Raw genomic sequence first — 21183 nt, 5'->3', positions numbered from 1 at the left:
CCTTGCCTGCCGGGACCCGCCGATGAGCATCTCCTCCACCCTGTCCAACGCGCTCTCCGGCCTGACCGTGGCCGGGCGCTCGGCGGATGTCGTGTCGTCCAACATCGCCAACGCGATGACCGAAGGCTACGGCGTGCGCCGGCTGGAGATCGCTTCGCGCGTGACCGGAAACGCGGGCTCTGGCGCGCAGATCGGCGGCATCCTGCGGACCGAGGATATGGTCCTTCTCGGCCAGCGGCGACTGGCCGATGCCGAACTCTCCGCACTGGGCACCGAGGCCGGGTTCATGACCCGCCTCGAAACCCTGATCGGCACGCCGGACCAGTCCGGCAGCCTCTCTGCCCGGCTGGCCGATTTCGAGGCCACCCTGACCGCCGCCGCCAACAGCCCGCACAGCCAGGCGCACCTGTCCGCCGCGGTCGAAGCCGCCGCTGCCCTGGCCGGCCAGATCAACACCATTTCCGACGGCATCCAGGCCGAGCGTCTGCAGGCCGATACGGCGATCGCGAGGGCGGTCGACACGATCAACGGCGCGCTCGGACAGATCGCCGACCTTAACACCCGCATCCGCGCCGCGCAGGACGGCGGGGGCGAGGCCGCCTCCCTGATCGACGCCCAGAACGCGCTGGTTGAAGAGATCGCGCCCTTCATCCCCCTTCAGGCCCGCCGCGACAGCAGCGCGGCGCTATACCTCTACAGCCAGGATGGCGAGGCGCTGGTCGATGGGCAGGCCGCGCAGTTGGGGTTCACCCCGGTCGCGGTCATGGCCCCGGACATGACCCGCACCGATGGCACCCTCTCGGGCCTCACGATCAACGGGCGCAACCTGCGCCTCGACGGCACGCCCCCCGCCCTTGCAGGCGGCGAGCTGGCGGCGCTGTTCGCGGTCCGGGATGCGTGGGGCACCGATGCGCAGGCCCGGATCGATGCGGTCGCCCGCGACCTCGCCGAACGGCTACAGGCCCCCGGTCTCGACACGACGCTCCCCAGCGGCGCCGCGAGCCTGTTCACCGATGCCGGTGTCCCGGTCACCGCCGCGGACGAGGTCGGCCTTGCCGGCCGCTTGCGCCTGAACGCCGCCGTGGACCCGGATCAGGGCGGCGCGGTCTGGCGCCTGCGCGACGGTCTGGGCGCCGCGACCGAAGGCGCGATCGGCAATGCGACTTTCCTGACCGCGCAACTCGATGCCCTGTCCGAGCTTCGCCCGACCGCGTCAGGCGGCTTCTCGGGCGCGGCGCGTTCCCTCTCGGGGCTCGTGTCCGACCATCTGTCCCTTGCCGGTTTGGCGCGTCAGACCGCCGAGACGAATGAAAGCCACGCCAGCGCCCGGCAATCTGCCCTGAAACAGGCGGAACTGGCCGGCGGTGTCGATACCGATGCCGAGATGCAGCGCCTGTTGCAGATCGAACAGGTTTTCGCCGCCAATGCCCGCGTGGTCCAGACCGCCGAGGCGATGCTCGACGAATTGATGAGGATCGGCGCATGAGCCTGACCACCCTTGGCGATGCCGCCGGATACCACCTGTTTCGCCGCGACAGCGCGGGGTTGAAAGCCGATCTGCAACGGCTGACGACTGAATTGTCCACCGGGCGCGTGTCGGATCTGGGCCAAGCCACCGGCGGCGATTTCTCGGCGCTCTCCGACGTCATGCACCGCTTGCGCTTGACCGAGACCTTCGCCACCGGCATCGCAGAGGCGACGCTTGCCGCGCAGGGGCGCCAGACCGCGCTAGAGCGCCTCTCGGCGGAGATCGAGGGGCTGGGGCCCAGTCTGCTCGCCGTCAGCAACTCGGGTGCGGCGGGCGAGTTGCAGTTGCGGCTTGCCGATGCGCCCGACCGGTTCGAGATGGCGGTGTCCAGCCTGAATACCCGCGTTGCCGGTCAGAGCCTGTTTTCCGGCGACCGCCCTGATCAACCCGCGCTGCGGCCCGCCGATGACATCCTCGACGCGCTCCGCCCCATCGCCGATGCGGCCCCCGACGCGGCCACCCTGATCGCCGAGATCGATGCGTGGTTCAGCGACACGGGCGGCGGCTATGACAGTTTCGCCTGGCAGGGCGGGGGCGGCGACCCGCCCCCCGTCCTGCTGGAGGAAGGCCAGTCGGTCGAGGCCGGGGTAACCGCGCGCGAAGACGCCATTCGCACGACCCTGGCCGGTCTGGCCCTCGCCGCGCTGACCGCCGAGGGCCATGGCCCGGCGGATGAGGCCTCGCGCCGCGAGCTGACCCAGGCTGCGGCCGGGCGTCTGGAACTGGGCGAGACCGGGTTGATCGAATTGCGCGCCAATCTTGGCACGGCCGAGGCGCATCTCGACGCCGCCCGCGTCCGGACCGAGGCGACCCGCAGCAGCCTCGAGTTGGAACAGGGCCGGATCACCGCAGCCGATCCCTACAGCACCGCCTCGGAGATCGAGGAATTGAGCCAGCGGCTGGAAAGCCTCTACCTCGTCACCGCGCGCCTCTCGCGCCTGTCCCTGTCGGAGTACCTGTAGATGACCCGCCTCCTGCTTGCCCTGAGCCTGATCTGTGCCTGCGCCAGCGCGGCGCTGGCGACCCCGATCCGCATCAAGGACCTGGTCGAGTTCGACGGTGTGCGCGGCAATGACCTTGTGGGCTACGGGCTGGTTGTGGGGCTGAACGGAACCGGCGACGGCATCCGCAACGCGCCCTTTACCGAGGAAATCATGGTAAACATCCTCGAACGCCTCGGCGTGAACGTGACAGGCGAACAGTTCCGGCCGCAAAATGTCGCCGCGGTGATCGTGACGGCGGTCCTGCCGCCCTTTGCCCGGCAGGGCAGCCAGATCGACGTGACCGTGTCGGCCATCGGCGATGCCGACAGCCTGCTTGGCGGCACGCTGGTCATGACCCCCCTGACCGCCGCGGATGGCGAGATCTACGCCGTGTCCCAGGGCGCGGTGATCGCGGGCGGCGCTTCGGTCGAGGGGGACGCGGCCAGCGTGGTGCAGGGCGTTCCGACCGCTGGCGTCATCCCCAACGGCGCAAGGATCGAACGCGAGATCGAGTTCGAATTCGCCTCTCTCACCGAAGTGCGCCTCGCCCTTCACAGCCCGGATTTCACCACCGCCGCCCGCATCGAGGCGGCGATCAACCATGAGTTCGGACGTGGCGTCGCGGCGATGCTGGATGCGGGGACGGTGCTGCTCGATATCGGCGCCACACGCACGCCCTCGCCCGCCCATGCCCTGACGCGGGTCGAGAACATCCTGGTGCAACCCGAAACCCGCGCCCGCGTCGTGGTGGATCAGCGCTCGGGCACCATCGTCATGGGCGAAGACGTGCGGATCAGCCGGGTCGCCGTGGCGCAGGGCAACCTGACCCTGCGGATCGAGGAACGGCCTGTCGCCGTGCAACCGAACCCGTTCGCCGAGGGCGAGACGGTCATCCTGCCCCGCACCGGCGCGGCGATCGAGGAAGACGCGGGGACGGGCCTTGCCGAACTGCGCGGCGGCACGTCGCTGTCCGAAGTGGTGGCGGGGCTGAATGCCCTTGGGGTCTCGCCGCGCGAGATGATCGACATCTTGTCGAGTATCGACGCGGCCGGCGCTTTGCATGCAGAGTTCATCGTCCGCTGAGCATCGCGGTGCGGGGCCACGGGCGACGGGCGGCACCGGACCCGCTCCATCCCGGTCCTAGCCGCCGTCCCCAAATCTTTTGAAGGCCCGGCGACGACCCGAAGAGGGGCGGCTCACAGGTCGCGCAATCGGCGCACGGCGGCCCGCGCGACATGGCCGGGCAGGCTCCGCAAGGTGCGCACGCGCGTGGCGCGATCCTGCTGGCGCAGGACCTGCGCGATCACCGCCGGGTGCTCATCACAGAGGCGATCGACATCCAGCGCGGACGCGATGCGGGCATCCAGACCGGCATTTGCCTGCATCGGCGCGCGGGGCTGCGCGGGGCCGCGCGACGCTGGGTTGGGATTGGCGGCGGGGGTCGCAAGCGGGACCTCTCGGCGCGGCAACTCGCGGTCCGGCGCGGCCTCGAGGCGCGCGCGCAGCCGTTGCAACAGCCGGTTCTGATGCCAGGCCAGGCGGTCGGGGTCGACATCGGGCTGCGGCCCCGCCTCTCCCAGCCCCGTGGCCCGCAATCGTGCCAGACCATCGGGTCCGAGAAGCGCGGCCAGCGCGCTGAGTTTCTCGTCTCTTGTCGTGCGTTGGGTCGGGGCGGGATCGGCCATGGGGGTCGCCTTTTCTCAGGTCAGAAGTAACTGCGAACGAGCGCGCCGGTGATCAGCGCCCAGCCGTCGGCCACGACGAAGAAGGCCAGTTTGAACGGCATGGATACGATGGCGGGCGGCACCATCATCATCCCCATCGACATCAGGATCGCCGCCGCGACCAGATCGATGACGAGGAAGGGCAAAAAGATCAGGAACCCGATCTGGAAGGCGCGTTCGACCTCGCTGAGCATGAAGGCCGGGATCAGGATCGACGCCTCGGAGGCGGAGCCTTCGGCCGCGGCCAGATCGACCTCGCGCAACTCGGCAAGGCTGGCCAATGTGCCCATGTCGACCCGGTTCAGCATAAAGCCGCGAAAGGGCGCGTAAGCAGCGGACAAGGCCTCCTCCGGGGGCATGTCGCCGGCGATGAGGGGCGCGATCCCCACCTGGTAGGCCTCTTCGAAGACGGGGGCCATGACGAAATAGGTCAGGAAGAGCGCCAGGCTGACGATCAGCATGTTGGGCGGCGATTGCTGCAGCCCCAGCGCCTGCCGGAGGATCGACAGGACCGTGACCACGAAAGGAAAGCAGGTGATCATCACCGCCAGCCCGGGCGCGAGGCTGAGCACCGTGATCAGCGCGATCAGTTGCAAGGCGCGGGCCGTCAACTCCCCGCCCTCGCCGAGGGTCAGGGTCACCTCTTGCGCCACCGCGCCCCCCGGCAAAAGGACCACGCCAAGCGCCAGGAGCGCTGGAAACAGACGATCACTCCGGCGCATCGCCGCGATCCGGCAGGCCGGTGATGCGGACGGCCAGTTGCCCGGCGCGATCCCCGTCAAGCTCGACCAGGTCACCCTCGGCGATGAGCTTGTCCCCGACATAGAGCCCCACCTTGTCCTCGATCCGGCTGTCGAGAGGCAGGACGGTGTCGGGCGCCATCGACATCATCTCTCCCAACCGCGGGCGCGCGCGCCCGACGCAGACGCGGATCTCGATGGGAAGCCCGTGCAGGGCCTTGGCGCGCGTGGCGGCGATTGGGTCGAAGGCGGTGGTCATCAGGCGGCTCCTTTCTGGGATTCAATGTCGGGCAACGGCTCCGCGACCGGGGCATGCTGGGTCAGCCCGTCCGTAAAATCGCGAATCGCCTCGGCCATCTGCTGCGCCGCCCCGGACAGGTCGACATCGCGCCGCTCGGTGCCGAACCGGACCGAGACCTGCCCCTCGGCATAGGCGGGCTCGGGCCGCAGCCGGATTCGGAGGTCGGGGATTTGTGCGACAAGGTTTTCCAGCCGGGGCACCACCACGGGCGCGGCGACCAGGTCAACCGAGGCGGCGCTGACCTCCTGCGCGATGCGCAGCAGTTCGTCTCGCACGACGGGGGCGACAGCCTCGGCCACCAGCTCGGGCAAGAGGCGCGACAGCACCGCGTCGAAGAGGGGACCGAGCGCGGAGAGCACATCGGCGCGAACGGACTCGTAGCTGGCGGAGAGGTCCCGCAGGTTGGTGGCCAGGTCCGCCGCGATGCGGCCACGTTCTTCGGTTTCGGCGGCAAGGCAATCGTCCCAGCCGCTGCGGTAGCCCTGCTCGAAAACCGCCAGCCGGTCTTCCTCGGAGGCCGCACCCTCGGGCGTCGTGGGCTCCTGCGTCTGGGCAACGGGCTGGGCCGCGCCGTCCACCTCATCGAAATCCGGCAAGGACAAGGCGCGCGTCATGGGCGGACCTCCTCTTCATCCTCTTCCATCCAGCTGCGCAGGATCTCGACGGTTTCCTCTTCGCGCTCCTCGATCAGGCGGCGCAGGCGTTCGACGGGATCGAGCGGAAGCGGATCTGCCTCGGGCGCCGTCAGATTCGGAGCGGCCGGCAACAGGCCCGCCGCGGACAAACCCCCGGCCTGTCCGGGGTTGGACTGCGCCGCCCCGCCCGCGGGATCGAGCGGGGCAGCAAGTTGGGGCTGATCGGTCCGCTGGGCGGGGGCCGGAACGCCAAGCGGCGCACCGGCCATCTCGGCCATGCCGGCACCAGCAAGGGCAGGTGCGGCGGACGGCTCCTCCTCCGCGGCGCGCGCGCGCAGGAGGGGGCGCAGAAGACCAAAGGCGATGGCCAGGGCGACCACCCCCAGAACGATGCTTTGCAGAACACGCCCAAGATCGAGGCTGACCCGGTCGGTGAAACTGGCCGTCTCCAGCCCGGTCAACGCCGAGGCGTCGAAAGCCATCGAGTCGATGGTCACGCTGTCGCCGCGCGCCGCGTCATAGCCCACGGCCGAGCGCACCAGGGCCTCCAGCGCGGCGAGTTCCTCGGGCGTGCGTGGCACAAGGCGCTCAACCCCGTCGGCCCCGATCTCGGGCACACCGTTCAGCAGCACGGCGACCGAGATGCGGCGGATCGCGCCGGGCTCGCGTTCCACCTCGCGTTGGGTTTCCGACAGGTCGTAACTCACCCGCTCGCGGGTTTCGGTGGATTGCGCCGAGGATCCGTCGCCTTCGGCGGCATCGCCATCGGGCAGGTTCGACGCGACGGTGACATCGCCACCGGCCCCGCCGCCGTCGCGGGTGGCGTTTTCGCGCTCCTCGGTTTCCGTGGCGATGACGACGCGGCTGTCAGGGTCGATCAGGCGTTCGAGGATCGTCTCGCGCGCCGTGTCCAACTCGACCGAGACCTGCACCACCGCGTTGCCCGGCCCGACCCGTGCGGCCAGCAGGCGTTCGATGTTCAAGCGCAGGGCATCTGCGCGACCGGCGGCATCGGCAGCGGGCGTCACCTGGTCCTGCCCGCCGAGGACCTGGCCCGAATCGGCGTCGATCACGGTGACATTCTCGGGGCTGAGGCCCGGAACGGAGGATGCCACCAGGTACCGCAAAGCTTGCGCATGACCGGGCGCGAGGCCGCCCGCGGCGGGGCGAATCGCGACCGAGGCCGTGACGTCCTGCACGGGTTGGAACGGGTCGGCAGAGGGGTTGGCGATATGCACCCGCGCCGCGCGAATCCGCGGGCTGGCAAGGATCGTGCGGGCCAGTTCACCTTCCTTCGCGCGCCAATAGGCGGCGTCGAACATCTGCGACGTGGTGCCGAACCCCGACAGGGAATCGAGCAATTCATAGCCCTGCGGGCCGTTCGCGGGCAGCCCCTCGCCGGCCAGGGCCATGCGCAGGGCGTCGCGCTGGCCCGCCTCCACCTCGATCGTGTCGCCGCTGATGCGATAGGGGACGCCGCGCGCCTCCAATGCCTCCACCACCTCACCCGCCGCGGCGGGGTCGAGACCCGAGTAGAGCAAGGCGTAAGACGGCGCGCCGACAAGGCGGACAAGGATCAGGACCACGACCAGAAGGGCCGCCGCCCCGCCAATCAGAAAGGCGCGCCTGCGGGTGTCGAGCGCATCCCAAAAACCGGTCAGCGTGTTCATCACGTTCCGTATCCCTCCACGACCATTCTGGCCCGTTCGAGGGAGGTGATACCTCGGCGGCGATTAACAAACCGTTAGGGCTGAGGCGGTATCACGGGAAAGAACGTAACGTGATCACCGGAATCGACATGGCGCAGGATGACGACAGCCAAAGCCCAAAGAAGAAACGCGGACTTCTCTTGCCCCTGCTGCTTGGGCTGGTGCTGGCCGGTGCGGCAGGCGGGGGCGGATTCTGGGCCGTGACCAGCGGTCCGTTCGGGCCCGATTCGGCCGCGGAGGAGGACGGGGGTACTCACGCCTCGGAGGCGGGTGGCGATCATGGCGAAAGTGGGCATCACGAGGCTGTGCCCGTCGACGTCGCCTTCGTGCCCCTCGATACGGTGGTGATCACGCTGGGGTCCGAGATCAGCGGCGCCGATCTGATTTTTACCGCCGAGCTGGAGGTCGCCCCCGAACACGAGGCCGAGGTCGCGCATCTCAGCCCGCGCGTCCTGGACGTTCTGAACAGTTACCTGCGGGTCATCGACCTGTCGGAACTGACCGACCCGACCAGCCTTGCCCGCATCCGCGCCCAGCTTTTGCGGCGCATCCAGGTCGTCACCGGCGCAGGCCGGGTCAGCGACCTTCTCGTGACTCAATTCGTGGTGAACTGAATGATGTTCCTTGTGACCTATGCTGCTGACATCCTGCTATTTTTCTCCAGTTTCGGCGCGGCGTTCTACTGCATGATCCTGTCGCGGCGGCTGTCGCGCCTGACCAGTTTCGACCAGGGCATCGGTGGCGCCATCGCGGTGCTGTCCACGCAGGTGGACGAGATGAAATCGGCCCTGACCGAGGCCAAGGCCGGGTCCGACGGGGCGGGGCGGCAGTTGCACGATCTCGTGCGGCAGGCACGGGAAATCTCGGGCGAATTGGAACTGATGATCGCCGCCTGTCACGATTTTGCCGAACAGGCAATCGAGGTGCAGGGCGCATCCGGCGCGCAGGCCCGCCCTGACGCTGCGGCAGGTCAAATGCAAGTATCTGGTCCCGCGCCTGAGCGCGCCGCTGAACACCTACGGGAGGCGGAACCGGGGACCGAGGTTGCCATCCCGGTCTTCGGATCCCGCCGCGCCGCCCCTGACCTTTCCGACATCGCGTCGCAGGCGGCGACCCCGCTGTTTCGCCATCGCAACCAAGCTGCGGAGGGCTGACATATGGCCCGCCGCGCAGTGCGAAAATCGAAAACCCCGCATCCGCGACGGATGCGCCGCGGATGGTTGCTGTTCGCCCTCGGGCTGAGCTTTGCCGCGTCCGGTGTCCTGCGCCTTGGCGCACTGGATTGGGCGCAAGCCTCGGAGCCCGCGGGCCATGCAACCGCCGCCCCCTTCCTGCCTGAGACGGGACGACTCCGGAGCGCGCTGGACGAAGTGGCCGCGCTGCGCGCCCAACTGGTCGCACGCCAGGCCGACCTGGAGGAACGCGAGGCGGCCCTCATGGCGGCGCAAACTCTTATAGAAGATCGACTCGTTGCATTGGAACAGGCCGAGGCAAGGTTGGCGCGGTTGGTCACGGTCTCGGATACGGCGGCTGAAACCGACATCGACCAGTTGACGCGGGTCTATGAAACCATGGCCCCGGAAGAGGCAGCGCGGCTTTTCGAACGGATGGAGCCCAGCTTTGCCGCCGGCTTCCTGTCGCGCATGGCCCCGGCGACCAGCGCCGCACTCCTGGCGGAACTGGACCCCGACGTCGCCTACGCGATCTCGGTCGTGCTGGCGACGCGCAATGCCATGGCCCCCGTCCGCTCCGATCCGGAGATCAGCCCGCCGGATACGGAAAATTAACCCATGTCCGCGATCACGAAACCAAAGCGTCTGGAGGGGCCGGCATGATCGGAATGATCGGGATCGTCGTTATCTTCGTCATGGTCTTCGGGGGCTATATCGCCGCCGGGGGCAAGATCGGGATTATCCTCAAATCCCTGCCCTACGAGATGACGATGATCCTTGGCGCCGCGGTCGGGGCGTTTCTGATCTCGAACGACATGAGCGCGGTGAAGCACACGTTCGGCGCCATCGGAAAGGTCTTCAAGGGCCCCAAGTGGAAGCCCGAAGATTATCGCGACCTGCTGTGCCTGCTGTTCGAACTGATCCGTCTTGGCCGGCAGAACGCCGTCACGCTGGAGGAGCATATCGAGAACCCGGACGGCTCCGACATTTTCGGGCGGTATCCGAGGATCCAGGCGGATCACGAGGCGGTGGAGTTGATCTGCGACACGCTGCGCTCGGCCTCGATGAACTACAACGATCCGCACCAGGTCGAAGAGGTGCTGGACAAGCGGCTGGACCAGAACCTCAGCCACGCCGAACATTCCGCCCACGCGCTGCAGACCGTTGCCGATGGTCTGCCCGCACTGGGGATCGTGGCCGCCGTTCTGGGCGTCATCAAGACGATGGCCTCGATCGACCAGCCGCCCGAGATCCTTGGCGGGCTGATCGGCGGGGCGCTTGTCGGGACATTCCTGGGCGTCTTTCTGGCCTATGGCTTCGTCGGCCCTTTTGCCGCGAAGGTGAAGATGGTCGTGGAAGAGGACCACCAGTTCTACCTTCTGATCCGCGAGGTCCTGATCGCCAACCTCCACAATCACGCGACGAATATCTGTATCGAGGTCGGCCGGCAGAACACGCCGCATCACATGCGCCCGGATTTCAACGCATTGGAAGAGGCCTTGCGCGGACTGAAGCAGGGGGCGGCATGATGATGGCCCGCCCCCTCGCCCCCTTGGCGCACCGCATAGTCCTTGCGATGCTGGCCCTCGTTGCGAGCGTCACGGGCCTCACCGCGCAGACACTGGCCGTCCAATCCGGCGAGCATGACGGATTTTCCCGGCTGGTCGTGGAGATCGGCCCCGACCGGGACTGGGCGTTGACGGGCGACGGGCGTGACTATGCCCTGACAGTGACACCGGCACCTGAGGGGTTCGATACGAGCGCAGTCTTCAACCTGATCCAGCGCGATCGTCTGGCCGAGATTGACGCAGGCACCTCGCTGAACCTTTCCCTCGCCTGCCCCTGCGACGTCGAGGCGTTTCGCTTTCGCGACCGCTACGTCGTGATCGACATAGCCGATCCGCCGGACGTGCCCGCCCCGACCCGGCCTGCCACCGCCGGGGTATTGCCGGACCTCGCGGACCTCCTGGTCGAGGACGTCGATCTTGATCTCGATCCGGACATGCCCGAAGCCGCCCCGACCCGTCCCGACATCCCGCACGGTGTGGACGACATAGACCTCGAAGAGGCTGCGCAGGTCATGGCCGCGCAACTGGCCCGCGCCGCGGCGGCGGGTTTGCTCGATGCCAGCCTGGGGCGCCCCTTGGCGGATGCCGACCCTGTCGCTGCGGGCCCAAGTGCCTCCCCGGATGACCCCGATGTGCCCGCACTCGTGGAGGACGCGGATCAAGACATGGCCCTCGTGTCACCAACCGCCGAGGCCGCCACGGAAAGGCGCGGGGCCGACGCCCCGGGACGCGATGATGACCTGGAGGAGGACCGCCCCGCAGAGATGCTCCCCCTGCGGGCAGAAACCGCCTTTGACACTGACCGGCGCCCCGCTCCGAGCCCCGCGTTGCAGCGCCCGCCACTGGCCTGCGACGGCCTCACCTACGAGATCCGGGATTGGGCCGATGGGGCAGGACCGGACCAGGGGTTGGGTGCCCTGAGACTCGGGCTGTTCGATGAGCGCGACAGGTTGGTGCCAGAGGGGGCCATCGCGCTCGCCCGCCACTACCTTTTCTACGGGTTCGGGGCCGAAGCCGCGTTCTGGCTTCGACAGTTGGACATCCCGCCCGAGGACCTCCTCATTATCGCGGCCATGGTCGATGGCGCCGACAGTCCGCGGTTCCCGGTCGAAGCCGACCCGATGGCCTGCAGTGGAAGCGAGCTGTTCTGGCGATATCTCGACGGGCGCATCGGACCGAGCCTGTCGGACGACCAGGTCGGCCTCGTCCAAAGATCCCATGCCGCATTGCCGGCTGTGCTGCGCGATCACCTGGCACCGCGCCTGGCGCGGCGGCTTCAGAGCGACGGCCATGACAGCGCGGCCCGCAACGTGGCCGATGCCATTGTGCGGGGCGGTCGCCTGCCACAAGACGCGGTTGCTCGCCTCGATCTCGACCTCGGAGTGGAACCGGACTCCGCGCAGATGCGCATGATCCTGGACGACGCGCTGGAGGCTGACGGGGCCACGCCCGCCGAAACCATGTCCCACGCCCTTGCCCTGGCCCGCCGAACCGGCACGCCCCCGGATCAGACGCGCCTGGTCGCTGCCGAGGCCTTGCTGCGCGAGACGCCTGCCGGTGAAACGTCAGATGCGCTGTGGCGCGAAGTCGTCCTCGCCCATGCTGCGACGGGCAACCTCGACGAAAGCGTCGAGTTGCTCCTCGACGCAGAGGTACGGTCAGACGAGGTGCGAGGCGAGGCAATCCTCCACCTGATCGCTTCTCGGCTCGATGCACAGGACACCGCCGCGCTGGCCGCCGTGGCGCATCTTTTTGGCAGCACGTGGAACGTTGAGGGGTCGGAGGCCGGGCGCGTGCGAATGGCGGCCATTTCGCATCTGCGCGATGCAGGTCTTTTCCAAGCTGCCGAGGCACTGCGGGGCGGCCAGCGGAGCCTGATCCTTCCCGCCGGCCCGGCGCCCGAACGCTCTGACGATGACCTCCTGTCCGAGGCCTGGTCCGCCCGTGACTGGCCGACACTGGCCGAAATCACTGACGGCCCACAGCGCCAGCTTGCCAACCGTATGATGAATCTCTGGCCCGACGACCCAAGGCTCAGGGATGGGGAGGAAAGACGCGGCACTGCAGAAACAGATCTGCAGGACCTGTCACTTCTTGTAGAAGATAGTCGCGCGCTGCGGCAGCTCGTATCGGTCTTGTTGCGGCCGGGAGGTGATTGAATGGTCAAGCCACACCAAACCGCAGCCCGGTCGCTTTTCAATCGGGCCCTCATCATACGGCTTGCCCATGTTTGCGCGCTTTGCATGATGGCTTGGGCTTTGCCCGTGACTGGCCCCACACTGGCCGAACCCAGCGCATTTGCTGAAACGCGCCAAGCCCCACCGATGGATCTATGTGATCGGGCAGCACGCGCCGCCGCCGATGAAACAGGGGTTCCTCTCGACATATTGCGCAGCATTGCCCTCCTTGAAACGGGGCGGACCATCGAGGGTCGCTTCACGAGTTGGCCCTGGACAATCAATGCCGGCGGCGAGGGGATGTGGTTCGACACGCGCGCCGCAGCGCTGCACGAATTGCAGCGCCGGTTGGCTTCGGGTCGGCACAATATCGATATCGGATGTTTCCAGTTGAACCACCGCTGGCATGCCGCCCGGTTCGAGTCGGCGGCCGCGATGATCGACCCGGTCGGAAATGCGCGCTACGCGGCGCGGTTCCTTCTGGATCTGCGAACGGAGCTAGGTGACTGGGACGCGGCGGTTGCCGCTTATCACTCGCGCACGCCCGAGCATGGGCAAAGGTATATCACCCGGTTCCACGAGATAGCCGCGGACCTCCGCGAACTGGCGCCAAGCGCGCGCCCGGCGGCGTCGCCCGAGTTCCCCCCGACCCCATTCGACGCTGTCCGGCGCCCGCCCCTTGTGGCCTCTGGACGCGGCGGTTTGGCGTCGGCTCAGCCCCTTTTCGCCAGGGCATCGGCCCTTCCGCTTCTTGGGGGGCAGCGATGAAACGGGCCGCGACCCTCTTCCAGCCAACGATCCTGTTTGCGCTGGCACTGATGGCGATCATCGTCATGATGATTCTGCCTGTGCCAAGCTTCATCCTCGATATTGGGCTTGCTGCGTCCTTTGGTCTTGCAATCCTGATCTTCACGGTGACCCTGTTCATCGAGCGTCCGCTCGACTTCTCGTCCTTCCCGACGGTGCTGCTGGCCTCGCTCATGCTGCGGCTGTCACTGAACGTGTCGTCCACGAAGCTGATCATCGGTCAGGGCCACACAGGCACGGGCGCTGCAGGTGGCGTGATCGAAGGCTTCGCGATGTTCGTGATCGGCGGCTCGGTCGTCATGGGGCTCGTCATCTTTTGCGTCCTACTGATCGTGAATTTCATCGTCATCAACAAGGGCGCGGCCCGCATGGCCGAGGTTGGCGCGCGCTTCGCGCTCGATGGCATGCCGGGCAAACAACTGGCCATCGACAGTGACATGGCGGCCGGCGCCATCGACCATGCCGAGGCCAAGCGACGTCGCGAGACCGAGCAGGCGGAAACGACCTTTTTCGGCTCGCTCGACGGGGCGTCGAAATTCGTGAAGGGCGACGCGATCGCGGGCCTGCTGATCACGCTCCTGAACCTTGTTGTCGGCCTGATCATCGGAACGGCCATTCACGACATGCCCCTGGCCCAGGCGTTCGAGACCTATTCCATCCTGACGGTCGGCGACGGGCTGGTCAGCCAGATCCCCGCCGTAATCATCGCCATCGCCTCGGCGCTGCTTCTGGCGCGAGGCGGGGCGTCCGGCTCCACCGATACGGCCCTGATCCAACAATTGGGCAATCACCCCTCCGCATTGGCCACGGTCGGTGTCCTGATGGCGATCTTCGCGATGGTGCCGGGCCTGCCGTTTCTGCCCTTCCTGCTGGGCGCCGCGGCGCTCGGAGCCGCGGCTTGGGTCCGCCACAAGGCGCTTTTGGCCGAGGCCCAACAGCCCGCGCCCGAGGCAGAGGCCCCGGCCAAGGCCGAGGAAAAGATCGGCGATCTGCTGGACCTCGACGATATCCACGTGGAATTCGCCCCGGATCTGGTGGCCCTTGCCCTTGACCCGGCTACCGGTCTCGATGCCCGGATCCGCAACATGCGCGAGCACGTGGCGCGCGCCTTCGGCCTGATCCTGCCCGAGATCCGTCTGACCGATCGGGGCGACATGCCCAGTGGCAGCTACGCGATCCGGCTTCTCGGGGTGGAGCATGCCACGGCCCGCCTGCAGCCATCCCGCGTGCTTGCCTTGGTCGGAGACGAACGGAGCGACCTGCCGCCGGGCGAAGACGTGGAGGAACCTGTCTACGGGGCCCCGGCCCGCTGGATCGCCGCCCAAGATCGCGAGGCGGCCGCCCTCAAGGGCGTCACTGTGGTGGAGGCCTCCGAAGTGCTGGCAACGCATCTTCTGGAAGTCCTGAAGCGCAACCTCGACCGATTGCTCACCTTCAAAACCTTGCAACGCCAGCTTGACGCGTTCGTGACCCTGTCCGACGGCGCCCGGTCCGAGGAAAACCGGCGGCTTCTGGACGAGATGATTCCCGACAAGGTGCCGCTTGGCCTGCTCCATTCGGTGCTGCGCCTGCTGCTGGCTGAACAGGTCTCGATCCGCAACCTGCCGCTGATCCTCGAAGCGGTGGCCGAGGCGCGGGGGGGATCGGCGCCGCCCGAGGTGATTTGCGAACATGTCCGGCAACGGCTTGGCTTCCAGCTGGTGGCCGAGATGAAACGCGCGGACGGCACCCTGCCGCTGGTCCAGCTCTCGAACGAGTGGGAAGAGGTGTTCCTGCGCCACCAGATCGGGGGCGAAACCGCCTTGCCCGAAATTGCCCTGCCGCCGGACCAGTTCAATGCGCTGGCCAGATCGGTGGCCGAAAAGGTCTCGCAGGCCGGCGAAAAGGGCAGCTACCCGGCGGTCGTCACATCGGCCCTGCGCCGCCGCTTCCTTCGCACGGTGCTGAATGCGCGCGGCATCCCGAACCCTGTCTTCTCTTTCGAGGAAATCGGGCTGGAAGCGAAACCGGCGCTGGTGGGGTTGGCGGCCCCATGACCGAATTGCTGTCGCATCTTCTGGGCATGTCGCAGCTGTGGCTGATGGCTGGGCTGTCGGTCTTTCTCAGGGTTGGGGCCGCCTTCCTGGTTTTGCCGGGGCTGGGGGACCAGATGGTGCCCATGCGCGTGCGCCTCGGCGCGGCGCTGGCGATGAGCGTATTCCTGACGCCGATGCTGGTGACCGAGATCGGCGGCGGCCCTGCGCTTCCCCCCGTCCAGACCTTTGTCAGCGAGGCGGGCGCGGGGTTGATCCTCGGCCTCGCGCTGCGCCTGATGGTGCATGCGCTGCAGATCGCCGGCAGCATCGCGGCGCAGTCCACCTCGCTTAGCCAGATCATGGGCGGGGCCTCGCCCGATCCGCAACCTGCCATGGGGGCGATCCTGACCCTTGGCGGGGTCACGCTGGCCGTGATCTCGGGCCTGCACGTCCACCTCGTCGAAGCCTTCCTGAGATCCTACGCGCTGCTGCCCTTCGGCGATTTGCCGGGCCCGCGGGACGTCGGCGCCTGGGGCATCGCGCAGGTCGCCGACAGCTTTTCACTGGCCTTTTCGCTGGCGGCGCCGTTCCTGATCGCGTCGCTGCTCTACAACGTGGCGCTCGGCGTCATCAACAAGGCCATGCCGCAGCTGATGGTCGCCTTCGTGGGGGCACCGGCAATCACCTGGGGCGGGCTCCTCCTTTTGCTGGTCACGACCCCCTTCATCCTGCCCATCTGGCTATCAGCCTTTGAAGCTGCGCTCGTGTCACCGATCGGGGGGCCGTGATGTCCGACGACGAGTCGCCACGCGACAAACCGCATGACCCGACGCCGCGGAAACTCGAAGAAGCGCGAAAGAAGGGCGAAATCGTCCGGTCGGCCGACCTCAACACGGCGGTCACTTATTTCGGCTTTCTCTTGTCCGGGGCCCTGCTGGGCCCTTGGGTGGTGCAGTCGCTGGGGCGGCTCATGCAGGAGAGCCTCGGGCGCGCCGATCCCTTGTCCGCCCTGATTCTCGCCCCGGGCGGGTCAACGGCAGCGGCTGGTGCGGTGTTCGATAGCCTCCTAAGCGCAGGCGTCGTGATCCTGGTGCCCGCACTGCTGCTGCTTGTGGCCTTGATCGCGCAACGGGGTCTTTTGTTCAGTCCGTCCAAGCTGTCGCCGAAACTCTCGCGGATCTCACCGCTGTCCAACGCGCGAAACAAGTTCGGCGCGCAGGGGCTGTTTCAATTCGCGAAATCCGCCGTCAAGCTGGCGGTCGTATCCAGTCTTCTCGCGCTCTATCTCTGGGCGCGGGCCGAGGCGATCCTTGCCACGATCTACGCGTCGCCCGGGCAGATCCTTGTGCAACTGGGCGGTTTGGTCCTCGATTTCCTGATCGTCGTGACCGGCATGGCGGTCGTCATCGGCGGGATCGACTGGATGTGGGAATACGCGCAGCACCAGGCCAAGAACCGGATGTCCCGGCAGGAGGTGATGGACGAGGTCAAAAGCGCCGAGGGCGATCCGACCATGAAACAGGCCCGGCGGCAAAGGGGCCAGGCGCTCGCCACGAACCAGATGCTGGCGGATGTGCCCAAGGCCGACGTGGTCATCGTGAACCCGACCCACTACGCGGTCGCCTTGAAATGGGAGCGGTCCAAGGGCGGCGTGCCGGTCTGTGTCGCGAAGGGGGTGGATGAAATCGCGGCGCGCATCCGCGAGAAAGCGGCCGAGGCGGGCGTGCCGATCCATTCCGACCCGCCGACAGCGCGCACCCTGTTCGCGAGCGTCGAGATCGGCGATCCGATCGCGCCGGACCAGTATCGCGCCGTCGCCGCCGCCATTCGCTTCGCCGATCTCATGCGGCGCAAAGCCGGTCGGAGGCCGCGATGAGCAAGGTCGATACCCGGCTTAGACAACTGAAGCCGCTGGCCGACATGCTATCGCAGGCGGCCTTGCGCCCCGTGGTCGAGGCGCGTGCTCGGCGCGATGCCGTGAAGGCGCGCATCGACCAGATCGCGGCGCATCGACGGGCGCTCCTCAGCGTGGGGGCCGACCCGATCCTGGCAGCGCAGATGCTGGCCCAGGCCGCGCAACTGCGACGGCTACAGATGTCGGAAACCCAGGCGCTTGCCCGTGCCGAGGCTCATCTGGCCCGCGCCCGCGAGGCGGCGAGGCGGGCCTACGGCCGGGAGCAGATCCTTGCAGAGATCGAGAAACAGCAGATCGACGCGCGACGCCGTAATGCAGAACGCAAACGGCACCGCGGGATCTGAAATCGGGATTGTTGCATAAGAAGTTCGAGATGCGTGTTTGGCGTCACGCATCCTGTCGCGTGATATCCACGATCAGGACATCGTAAACGCTATTGCCCAGAACCTGGGCTGCCGCTTCTCGCAGGCCGATACGCAGCGGTGCCATGGCTGCAGCCTCGGTGAAACTTCCATCGAACCCGCCTGCATTCGCGTGGGCGAACATCACCTGCAGGAACGAGTCGCGCAAGCGCGGCTCGTGCTGGAACACCAGGTCGTTGTCGCCGGTCGGCACCTCGAGCGTCAGGGCCATCACCACGAGCGACCGCACCATCCCGTGGCGGATGATCGGAACGATGAACTGATTGTTCAGCCGGACATATTCCGTATCGGCCCCGGCGGGGGTGACGCGGATGATGCTGGTGCCATGCCCCGCCGCGCCATGCCCGTCGTCTTCACCCTCGGCATGATCGTCGCCATCGCCGGACCCTTCGGTTTCGGCAGACCCGTGATGCTCGGCTGCCGGATCCGGGGAAGATGACGCCCCAAGGGTCAGACCTGCGCCCACCCCTCCGGCAAGACCGAGCAGGACAAGGAGCAACGGAAGAACAAGGCGCATCATCTGTGACCCTCAGAAAGGCAGGAGAATGTCGGTGATCTGCTGCCCGTAGCGCGGCTGCTGCACGTCGCTGATCTGGCCGCGCCCGCCATAGGAAATGCGCGCCGCCGCGATCCGGTCATAGGCAATCTCGTTCTGACGCGAGATATCCTCGGGCCGGACATAGCCCGAGACCAGCAACTCGCGCAGCTCGTGGTTGACCCGCACCTCCTGCGTGCCCTCGATCCGCAGCACGCCGTTTTGCAGAACGTCCGTGACCGTCGCCGCGATCCGCAGCTGGAGCTCTTCGTTGCGACGCACGGCACCGTCGCCAGCGTAGCGGCTGCTTGACCCGGTATCGACGGCACCGGACATCGAGGCCCCGTCAGGCAATTCGCGATCCGCCAGTTCCGGCAGACCGAACAGACCCGAAACCCCCATTTGTTCGGATCCCGAGCGACTGCGTTCGGAACTGTTCGAAATTTCGGCGCTTTCGTCGATCTCGATCACGACAGTAAGGATGTCGCCCCGCGCCCCGGCGCGCCGATCCCCGAGTAACGAGCGACGCCCAGCCGTCCAAAGCGACGCGCCCTCGTGGCGGGCGGCGGCGACGCGATCCTCGGGCAAGGGGGCCACGCTCATGGCAAACACCTCGTTGCCGGCGGTCGGCGTGTTGAAATCGGGGACCTGGCCCACTTCGGACAGGCGACCGCAGCTGACCAAGGCAAGCGACACGCAGAAATACAGGAGGAATCGGGTCATGGCATCTGTCCAACGATGGCGAGGCCGGGCGCGGAGGCCACGGCAGTTACGGTATTGCGTGACGAGAGGTTCAAGGCGCGAAACGCCTCGCCTTCGGCTGCACGGTCGAGGGCCCGCCCCTCGGTCACGATCAACAGGCCGCCGGAGTCGAACCGCAGCGTGATGACCTCGTTGCGTTCGATGATGGCGGGTGGATGCACGTCCCCCCGGCGGACCGGCCGCCCGGGGTAGAGGTTGACGCGCGCCTCCATCCCGATTGCCTGGTCCACCGCCCAAAGGGCGCCGGGCGTGTCGCCCTCGACCAGGACCACGTCCTCGGGGCCGATCAGCTGCTGGCCACGGATCGTGGTGGAGGCGACCACCGTGTCGCCGAAGGCGGGCTGCGCGAGAAACATCAGGAAAAGAACCCAGCGCATCACCGCACCTGCGTCGTTGCGCCGAGCATCTGGTCGGCGGCGGTGATGACCTTGGCATTCAACTCGTAGCCGCGCTGCGCCTCGATCAGTTCGGTGATCTCGCGCACGGCATCGACCGAGGAGGTTTCGACATAGCCATGCCGCAGCGTGCCAAGACCGTCCTCGCCCGGTTGCGCCTGGAGCGGCGGGCCCGAGGCGGCGGTTTCGAGAAACAGGTTCGATCCCATCGCCTCGAGCCCCTGGTCGTTGGAAAACCCGACCAGCGTGAACTGGCCCAGAAGGTCCGGTTCGACCTGGCCCGCGAAATAGGCATAGACTTCGCCATCGGCATTGATGGCGATCTGGCGGGCGTCGTCGGGGATAGTGATGCCGGGGCTCACCTCGTAGCCGTCGGCCGTCACGATCAGCCCGTCGCCCGTGCGCCGGAGCGCGCCGTCGCGCGTATAACCCGATGCGCCCGAGGGCAGCGTCACCTCAAGATAGCCGCGCCCCTCGATCGCGATGTCCAGATCGCCCCCGGTTTGGGAGAGCGCCCCCTGCGCGAAGGTTACGGTGACGGCGGCGGGCCGCACGCCAAGGCCCAGTTGCACCCCGGCGGGCACGACCGTGCCATCGGCGGCGTTGATCGCGCCCGCGCGTGTCATCTGCTGGTAATGCAGGTCGGCGAAATCGGCGCGGCGCGGGCTGTAGCCCGTGGTGGACATGTTGGCGAGGTTGTTCGAGATCACCTCGACCCGCATCTGTTGCGCGCTCATCCCGGTGGCGGCGATATCAAGTGCTCTCATCGGATCGACTCCTTTCTGGCGTCATCGATTGCCCGCGGTCCGCAGGAATTCACGCAGGCGATTATCCTCGGCATCGAGGAAGGACTGGCCCAGCTCATAGGCGCGCTGCACCTCGATCATGCGGGCGATCTGGCCCACCGGATCGACGTTGGATTGTTCCAGCACCCCTTGCAGAAGGCGCGCGGGCGGGGCGGGTTCGACACCCGAAGGCGCCACGAAAACGACGCCCGCCCGGCGCGTCAGGTCGGTTGGATCGACGGGCTGCCACAGCCCGATCTGGGTCAGCGGCTGCCCATCGGCGGAGAGCGTCCCGTCATCGGCCAAGGTGATCGACTCCGCCGTGGCCGGAACGAAGACGGGCGCACCGCCCCCGTCCAGCAGCAGGTGGCCATCGGGCGTGACCAGTTCGCCCTGGTCCGAGCGGATGAAGCTGCCGGCCCGCGTCAGCGCCTCACCCTCGGGCGTGTCGACAAGGAAAAACCCCTCGCCCTCGATCGCGAAATCGAAGGTGCCGCCGGTCGTCCTGAGCGCGCCTTGTACGGGCGAGATCGAATGGCCCGTCGCGCTGGCCATGGACAGGCTTTCCTCGCCGCGCCCGGTGGCGCGGACATGTTCGGCAAAGATCACGCCCTCGGCCCGGAAGCCGGTGGTGGAGAGGTTGGCGATATTGTGGGCCACGACCTGCATTTCGCGTATCAGGCCCGATTGGCGGGTCAGGGTGACGTATGCGGCATTGTCCATGGCGGCGCCCCCCTTACATGCCCGCGATCAGGGGGATCAGCATGTCGTGGAAATAGGCCGTGAGCGTCTGGCTCATGAACCCCATCGACACCCAGAACACCGCGACGATGGCCAGGAGTTTCGGCACGAAGGTCAGCGTCATCTCCTGGATCGAGGTCAGCGCCTGGAACAGGCCCACCGCCACCCCCGAGATCAGCGCCGCCGCAAGGATCGGGGTTGAGGTGATGACCGCCACCCACAGCCCCTGCCGGAGCGTGTCGAAGAACAGCATTTCATCCATCACGCGC

At 67.4% G+C, this 21183-nt stretch carries 24 protein-coding genes; 13 read left to right on the top strand and 11 right to left on the bottom strand.

Translation table 11 applies throughout. From position 1 onward, the window contains the following. Positions 1 to 22: 22 nt before the first annotated feature. Genes flgK through KUV65_RS10655 form a run of 3 tightly spaced genes read left to right on the top strand, consistent with a single transcriptional unit; the run spans position 23 to position 3594 of the window. Positions 23 to 1486, top strand: a complete 1464-nt coding sequence (gene flgK / locus KUV65_RS10665; protein WP_222190402.1) for a flagellar hook-associated protein FlgK — start codon at positions 23 to 25, stop codon at positions 1484 to 1486. Then, positions 1483 to 2490: a flagellin gene (locus tag KUV65_RS10660; protein ID WP_222190400.1), complete on the top strand. Its 1008-nt coding sequence runs from the start codon at positions 1483 to 1485 to the stop codon at positions 2488 to 2490. Before flgK ends, KUV65_RS10660 begins: the two co-directional genes overlap by 4 nt. Then, positions 2491 to 3594, top strand: coding sequence for a flagellar basal body P-ring protein FlgI (locus KUV65_RS10655; RefSeq protein WP_222190399.1), 1104 nt, complete (start codon positions 2491 to 2493; stop codon positions 3592 to 3594). Positions 3595 to 3707: 113 nt separating this feature from the next. Here the strand turns inward: KUV65_RS10655 and KUV65_RS10650 are convergent, their stop codons facing one another. Genes KUV65_RS10650 through fliF form a run of 5 tightly spaced genes read right to left on the bottom strand, consistent with a single transcriptional unit; the run spans position 3708 to position 7581 of the window. Beyond that, positions 3708 to 4196, bottom strand: coding sequence for a hypothetical protein (locus tag KUV65_RS10650; protein WP_222190397.1), 489 nt, complete (start codon positions 4194 to 4196; stop codon positions 3708 to 3710). Positions 4197 to 4216: 20 nt separating this feature from the next. Next, positions 4217 to 4957 carry a flagellar type III secretion system pore protein FliP gene (gene fliP, locus KUV65_RS10645; protein ID WP_222190395.1) on the bottom strand — a complete coding sequence of 247 codons (741 nt, stop codon included), beginning with the start codon at positions 4955 to 4957 and terminating at the stop codon, positions 4217 to 4219. Continuing rightward, a complete protein-coding gene (locus KUV65_RS10640) occupies positions 4944 to 5234 on the bottom strand; it encodes a FliM/FliN family flagellar motor switch protein (protein ID WP_222190393.1) in 291 nt (96 codons plus the stop codon). The genes fliP and KUV65_RS10640 overlap by 14 nt, the downstream gene beginning before the upstream one ends. Next, complete coding sequence (locus KUV65_RS10635) at positions 5234 to 5890, bottom strand: hypothetical protein (protein ID WP_222190391.1); 657 nt, start codon at positions 5888 to 5890, stop codon at positions 5234 to 5236. Before KUV65_RS10635 ends, KUV65_RS10640 begins: the two co-directional genes overlap by 1 nt. Continuing rightward, a complete protein-coding gene (fliF, locus tag KUV65_RS10630) occupies positions 5887 to 7581 on the bottom strand; it encodes a flagellar basal-body MS-ring/collar protein FliF (protein ID WP_222190389.1) in 1695 nt (564 codons plus the stop codon). The genes KUV65_RS10635 and fliF overlap by 4 nt, the downstream gene beginning before the upstream one ends. Before the next feature lie 110 nt (positions 7582 to 7691). Between fliF and KUV65_RS10625 the strand changes: the two genes are divergently transcribed. The 10 genes from KUV65_RS10625 to KUV65_RS10580 all read left to right on the top strand — a co-directional run bounded on the left by KUV65_RS10625 (position 7692) and on the right by KUV65_RS10580 (position 17618). After that, complete coding sequence (locus tag KUV65_RS10625; protein WP_222190387.1) at positions 7692 to 8234, top strand: flagellar basal body-associated FliL family protein; 543 nt, start codon at positions 7692 to 7694, stop codon at positions 8232 to 8234. Then, complete coding sequence (locus tag KUV65_RS10620) at positions 8235 to 8774, top strand: DUF6468 domain-containing protein (protein ID WP_222190385.1); 540 nt, start codon at positions 8235 to 8237, stop codon at positions 8772 to 8774. Positions 8775 to 8777: 3 nt separating this feature from the next. After that, a complete protein-coding gene (locus KUV65_RS10615; RefSeq protein WP_222190383.1) occupies positions 8778 to 9407 on the top strand; it encodes a MotE family protein in 630 nt (209 codons plus the stop codon). 44 nt (positions 9408 to 9451) lie between these two features. Continuing rightward, complete coding sequence (gene motA, locus KUV65_RS10610; RefSeq protein ID WP_222190381.1) at positions 9452 to 10321, top strand: flagellar motor stator protein MotA; 870 nt, start codon at positions 9452 to 9454, stop codon at positions 10319 to 10321. Further along, entirely contained in the window at positions 10318 to 12519 is a 2202-nt protein-coding gene (locus KUV65_RS10605; protein ID WP_222190379.1) for a hypothetical protein, read from the top strand. The genes motA and KUV65_RS10605 overlap by 4 nt, the downstream gene beginning before the upstream one ends. A gap of 318 nt (positions 12520 to 12837) precedes the next feature. Then, a complete protein-coding gene (locus KUV65_RS10600; protein WP_222190377.1) occupies positions 12838 to 13305 on the top strand; it encodes a hypothetical protein in 468 nt (155 codons plus the stop codon). Further along, entirely contained in the window at positions 13302 to 15380 is a 2079-nt protein-coding gene (gene flhA / locus KUV65_RS10595; protein ID WP_222190375.1) for a flagellar biosynthesis protein FlhA, read from the top strand. The genes KUV65_RS10600 and flhA overlap by 4 nt, the downstream gene beginning before the upstream one ends. After that, positions 15377 to 16147, top strand: coding sequence for a flagellar biosynthetic protein FliR (locus KUV65_RS10590; RefSeq protein ID WP_222190373.1), 771 nt, complete (start codon positions 15377 to 15379; stop codon positions 16145 to 16147). Before flhA ends, KUV65_RS10590 begins: the two co-directional genes overlap by 4 nt. After that, positions 16147 to 17235, top strand: a complete 1089-nt coding sequence (locus tag KUV65_RS10585; protein WP_222190371.1) for an EscU/YscU/HrcU family type III secretion system export apparatus switch protein — start codon at positions 16147 to 16149, stop codon at positions 17233 to 17235. The genes KUV65_RS10590 and KUV65_RS10585 overlap by 1 nt, the downstream gene beginning before the upstream one ends. Further along, positions 17232 to 17618: a hypothetical protein gene (locus KUV65_RS10580; RefSeq protein WP_222190369.1), complete on the top strand. Its 387-nt coding sequence runs from the start codon at positions 17232 to 17234 to the stop codon at positions 17616 to 17618. Before KUV65_RS10585 ends, KUV65_RS10580 begins: the two co-directional genes overlap by 4 nt. Positions 17619 to 17661: 43 nt before the next feature. Here the strand turns inward: KUV65_RS10580 and KUV65_RS10575 are convergent, their stop codons facing one another. Genes KUV65_RS10575 through KUV65_RS10550 form a run of 6 tightly spaced genes read right to left on the bottom strand, consistent with a single transcriptional unit; the run spans position 17662 to position 21176 of the window. Further along, positions 17662 to 18216, bottom strand: a complete 555-nt coding sequence (locus KUV65_RS10575) for a flagellar basal body-associated FliL family protein (protein WP_222190367.1) — start codon at positions 18214 to 18216, stop codon at positions 17662 to 17664. A 9-nt stretch (positions 18217 to 18225) separates the two neighbouring features. Further along, entirely contained in the window at positions 18226 to 18954 is a 729-nt protein-coding gene (gene flgH, locus KUV65_RS10570; RefSeq protein ID WP_222190365.1) for a flagellar basal body L-ring protein FlgH, read from the bottom strand. After that, positions 18951 to 19370 (bottom strand): flagellar basal body P-ring formation chaperone FlgA, encoded by a 420-nt coding sequence (gene flgA, locus KUV65_RS10565; RefSeq protein WP_222190363.1) that lies wholly within the window; start codon positions 19368 to 19370, stop codon positions 18951 to 18953. Before flgA ends, flgH begins: the two co-directional genes overlap by 4 nt. Then, positions 19370 to 20155 (bottom strand): flagellar basal-body rod protein FlgG, encoded by a 786-nt coding sequence (gene flgG, locus KUV65_RS10560; RefSeq protein WP_222190361.1) that lies wholly within the window; start codon positions 20153 to 20155, stop codon positions 19370 to 19372. The genes flgA and flgG overlap by 1 nt, the downstream gene beginning before the upstream one ends. Before the next feature lie 21 nt (positions 20156 to 20176). Continuing rightward, on the bottom strand, positions 20177 to 20896 hold the full coding sequence (locus KUV65_RS10555) for a flagellar hook-basal body complex protein (RefSeq protein WP_222190359.1): 720 nt from the start codon (positions 20894 to 20896) through the stop codon (positions 20177 to 20179). A gap of 13 nt (positions 20897 to 20909) precedes the next feature. Next, positions 20910 to 21176 (bottom strand): flagellar biosynthetic protein FliQ, encoded by a 267-nt coding sequence (locus KUV65_RS10550; protein ID WP_222190357.1) that lies wholly within the window; start codon positions 21174 to 21176, stop codon positions 20910 to 20912. Positions 21177 to 21183 lie beyond the last annotated feature (7 nt).

The organism is Maritalea mobilis (assembly GCF_019800885.1).
Lineage (GTDB): Bacteria > Pseudomonadota > Alphaproteobacteria > Rhodobacterales > Rhodobacteraceae > Roseibacterium > Roseibacterium beibuensis.
The sequence above is the reverse complement of the archived record's forward strand: the minus strand, read 5'-3'. Positions and strand labels throughout refer to the sequence as shown.

What these genes read in the sequence shown, in the direction of transcription:
- KUV65_RS10590 (WP_222190373.1), top strand. Translation starts at nt 15,377, where the DNA reads ATGACCGAATTGCTGTCGCATCTTCTGGGCATGTCGCAGCTGTGGCTG.
- KUV65_RS10605 (WP_222190379.1), top strand. Translation starts at nt 10,318, where the DNA reads ATGATGATGGCCCGCCCCCTCGCCCCCTTGGCGCACCGCATAGTCCTT.
- motA (WP_222190381.1), top strand. Translation starts at nt 9,452, where the DNA reads ATGATCGGAATGATCGGGATCGTCGTTATCTTCGTCATGGTCTTCGGG.
- KUV65_RS10615 (WP_222190383.1), top strand. Translation starts at nt 8,778, where the DNA reads ATGGCCCGCCGCGCAGTGCGAAAATCGAAAACCCCGCATCCGCGACGG.
- fliF (WP_222190389.1), bottom strand. Translation starts at nt 7,581, where the DNA reads ATGAACACGCTGACCGGTTTTTGGGATGCGCTCGACACCCGCAGGCGC.
- KUV65_RS10600 (WP_222190377.1), top strand. Translation starts at nt 12,838, where the DNA reads ATGTGGTTCGACACGCGCGCCGCAGCGCTGCACGAATTGCAGCGCCGG.
- KUV65_RS10585 (WP_222190371.1), top strand. Translation starts at nt 16,147, where the DNA reads ATGTCCGACGACGAGTCGCCACGCGACAAACCGCATGACCCGACGCCG.
- KUV65_RS10580 (WP_222190369.1), top strand. Translation starts at nt 17,232, where the DNA reads ATGAGCAAGGTCGATACCCGGCTTAGACAACTGAAGCCGCTGGCCGAC.
- flgA (WP_222190363.1), bottom strand. Translation starts at nt 19,370, where the DNA reads ATGCGCTGGGTTCTTTTCCTGATGTTTCTCGCGCAGCCCGCCTTCGGC.
- flhA (WP_222190375.1), top strand. Translation starts at nt 13,302, where the DNA reads ATGAAACGGGCCGCGACCCTCTTCCAGCCAACGATCCTGTTTGCGCTG.
- KUV65_RS10655 (WP_222190399.1), top strand. Translation starts at nt 2,491, where the DNA reads ATGACCCGCCTCCTGCTTGCCCTGAGCCTGATCTGTGCCTGCGCCAGC.
- KUV65_RS10575 (WP_222190367.1), bottom strand. Translation starts at nt 18,216, where the DNA reads ATGATGCGCCTTGTTCTTCCGTTGCTCCTTGTCCTGCTCGGTCTTGCC.
- flgK (WP_222190402.1), top strand. Translation starts at nt 23, where the DNA reads ATGAGCATCTCCTCCACCCTGTCCAACGCGCTCTCCGGCCTGACCGTG.
- KUV65_RS10650 (WP_222190397.1), bottom strand. Translation starts at nt 4,196, where the DNA reads ATGGCCGATCCCGCCCCGACCCAACGCACGACAAGAGACGAGAAACTC.
- KUV65_RS10620 (WP_222190385.1), top strand. Translation starts at nt 8,235, where the DNA reads ATGATGTTCCTTGTGACCTATGCTGCTGACATCCTGCTATTTTTCTCC.
- KUV65_RS10635 (WP_222190391.1), bottom strand. Translation starts at nt 5,890, where the DNA reads ATGACGCGCGCCTTGTCCTTGCCGGATTTCGATGAGGTGGACGGCGCG.
- flgH (WP_222190365.1), bottom strand. Translation starts at nt 18,954, where the DNA reads ATGACCCGATTCCTCCTGTATTTCTGCGTGTCGCTTGCCTTGGTCAGC.
- flgG (WP_222190361.1), bottom strand. Translation starts at nt 20,155, where the DNA reads ATGAGAGCACTTGATATCGCCGCCACCGGGATGAGCGCGCAACAGATG.
- KUV65_RS10550 (WP_222190357.1), bottom strand. Translation starts at nt 21,176, where the DNA reads ATGGATGAAATGCTGTTCTTCGACACGCTCCGGCAGGGGCTGTGGGTG.
- KUV65_RS10640 (WP_222190393.1), bottom strand. Translation starts at nt 5,234, where the DNA reads ATGACCACCGCCTTCGACCCAATCGCCGCCACGCGCGCCAAGGCCCTG.
- KUV65_RS10660 (WP_222190400.1), top strand. Translation starts at nt 1,483, where the DNA reads ATGAGCCTGACCACCCTTGGCGATGCCGCCGGATACCACCTGTTTCGC.
- KUV65_RS10555 (WP_222190359.1), bottom strand. Translation starts at nt 20,896, where the DNA reads ATGGACAATGCCGCATACGTCACCCTGACCCGCCAATCGGGCCTGATA.
- fliP (WP_222190395.1), bottom strand. Translation starts at nt 4,957, where the DNA reads ATGCGCCGGAGTGATCGTCTGTTTCCAGCGCTCCTGGCGCTTGGCGTG.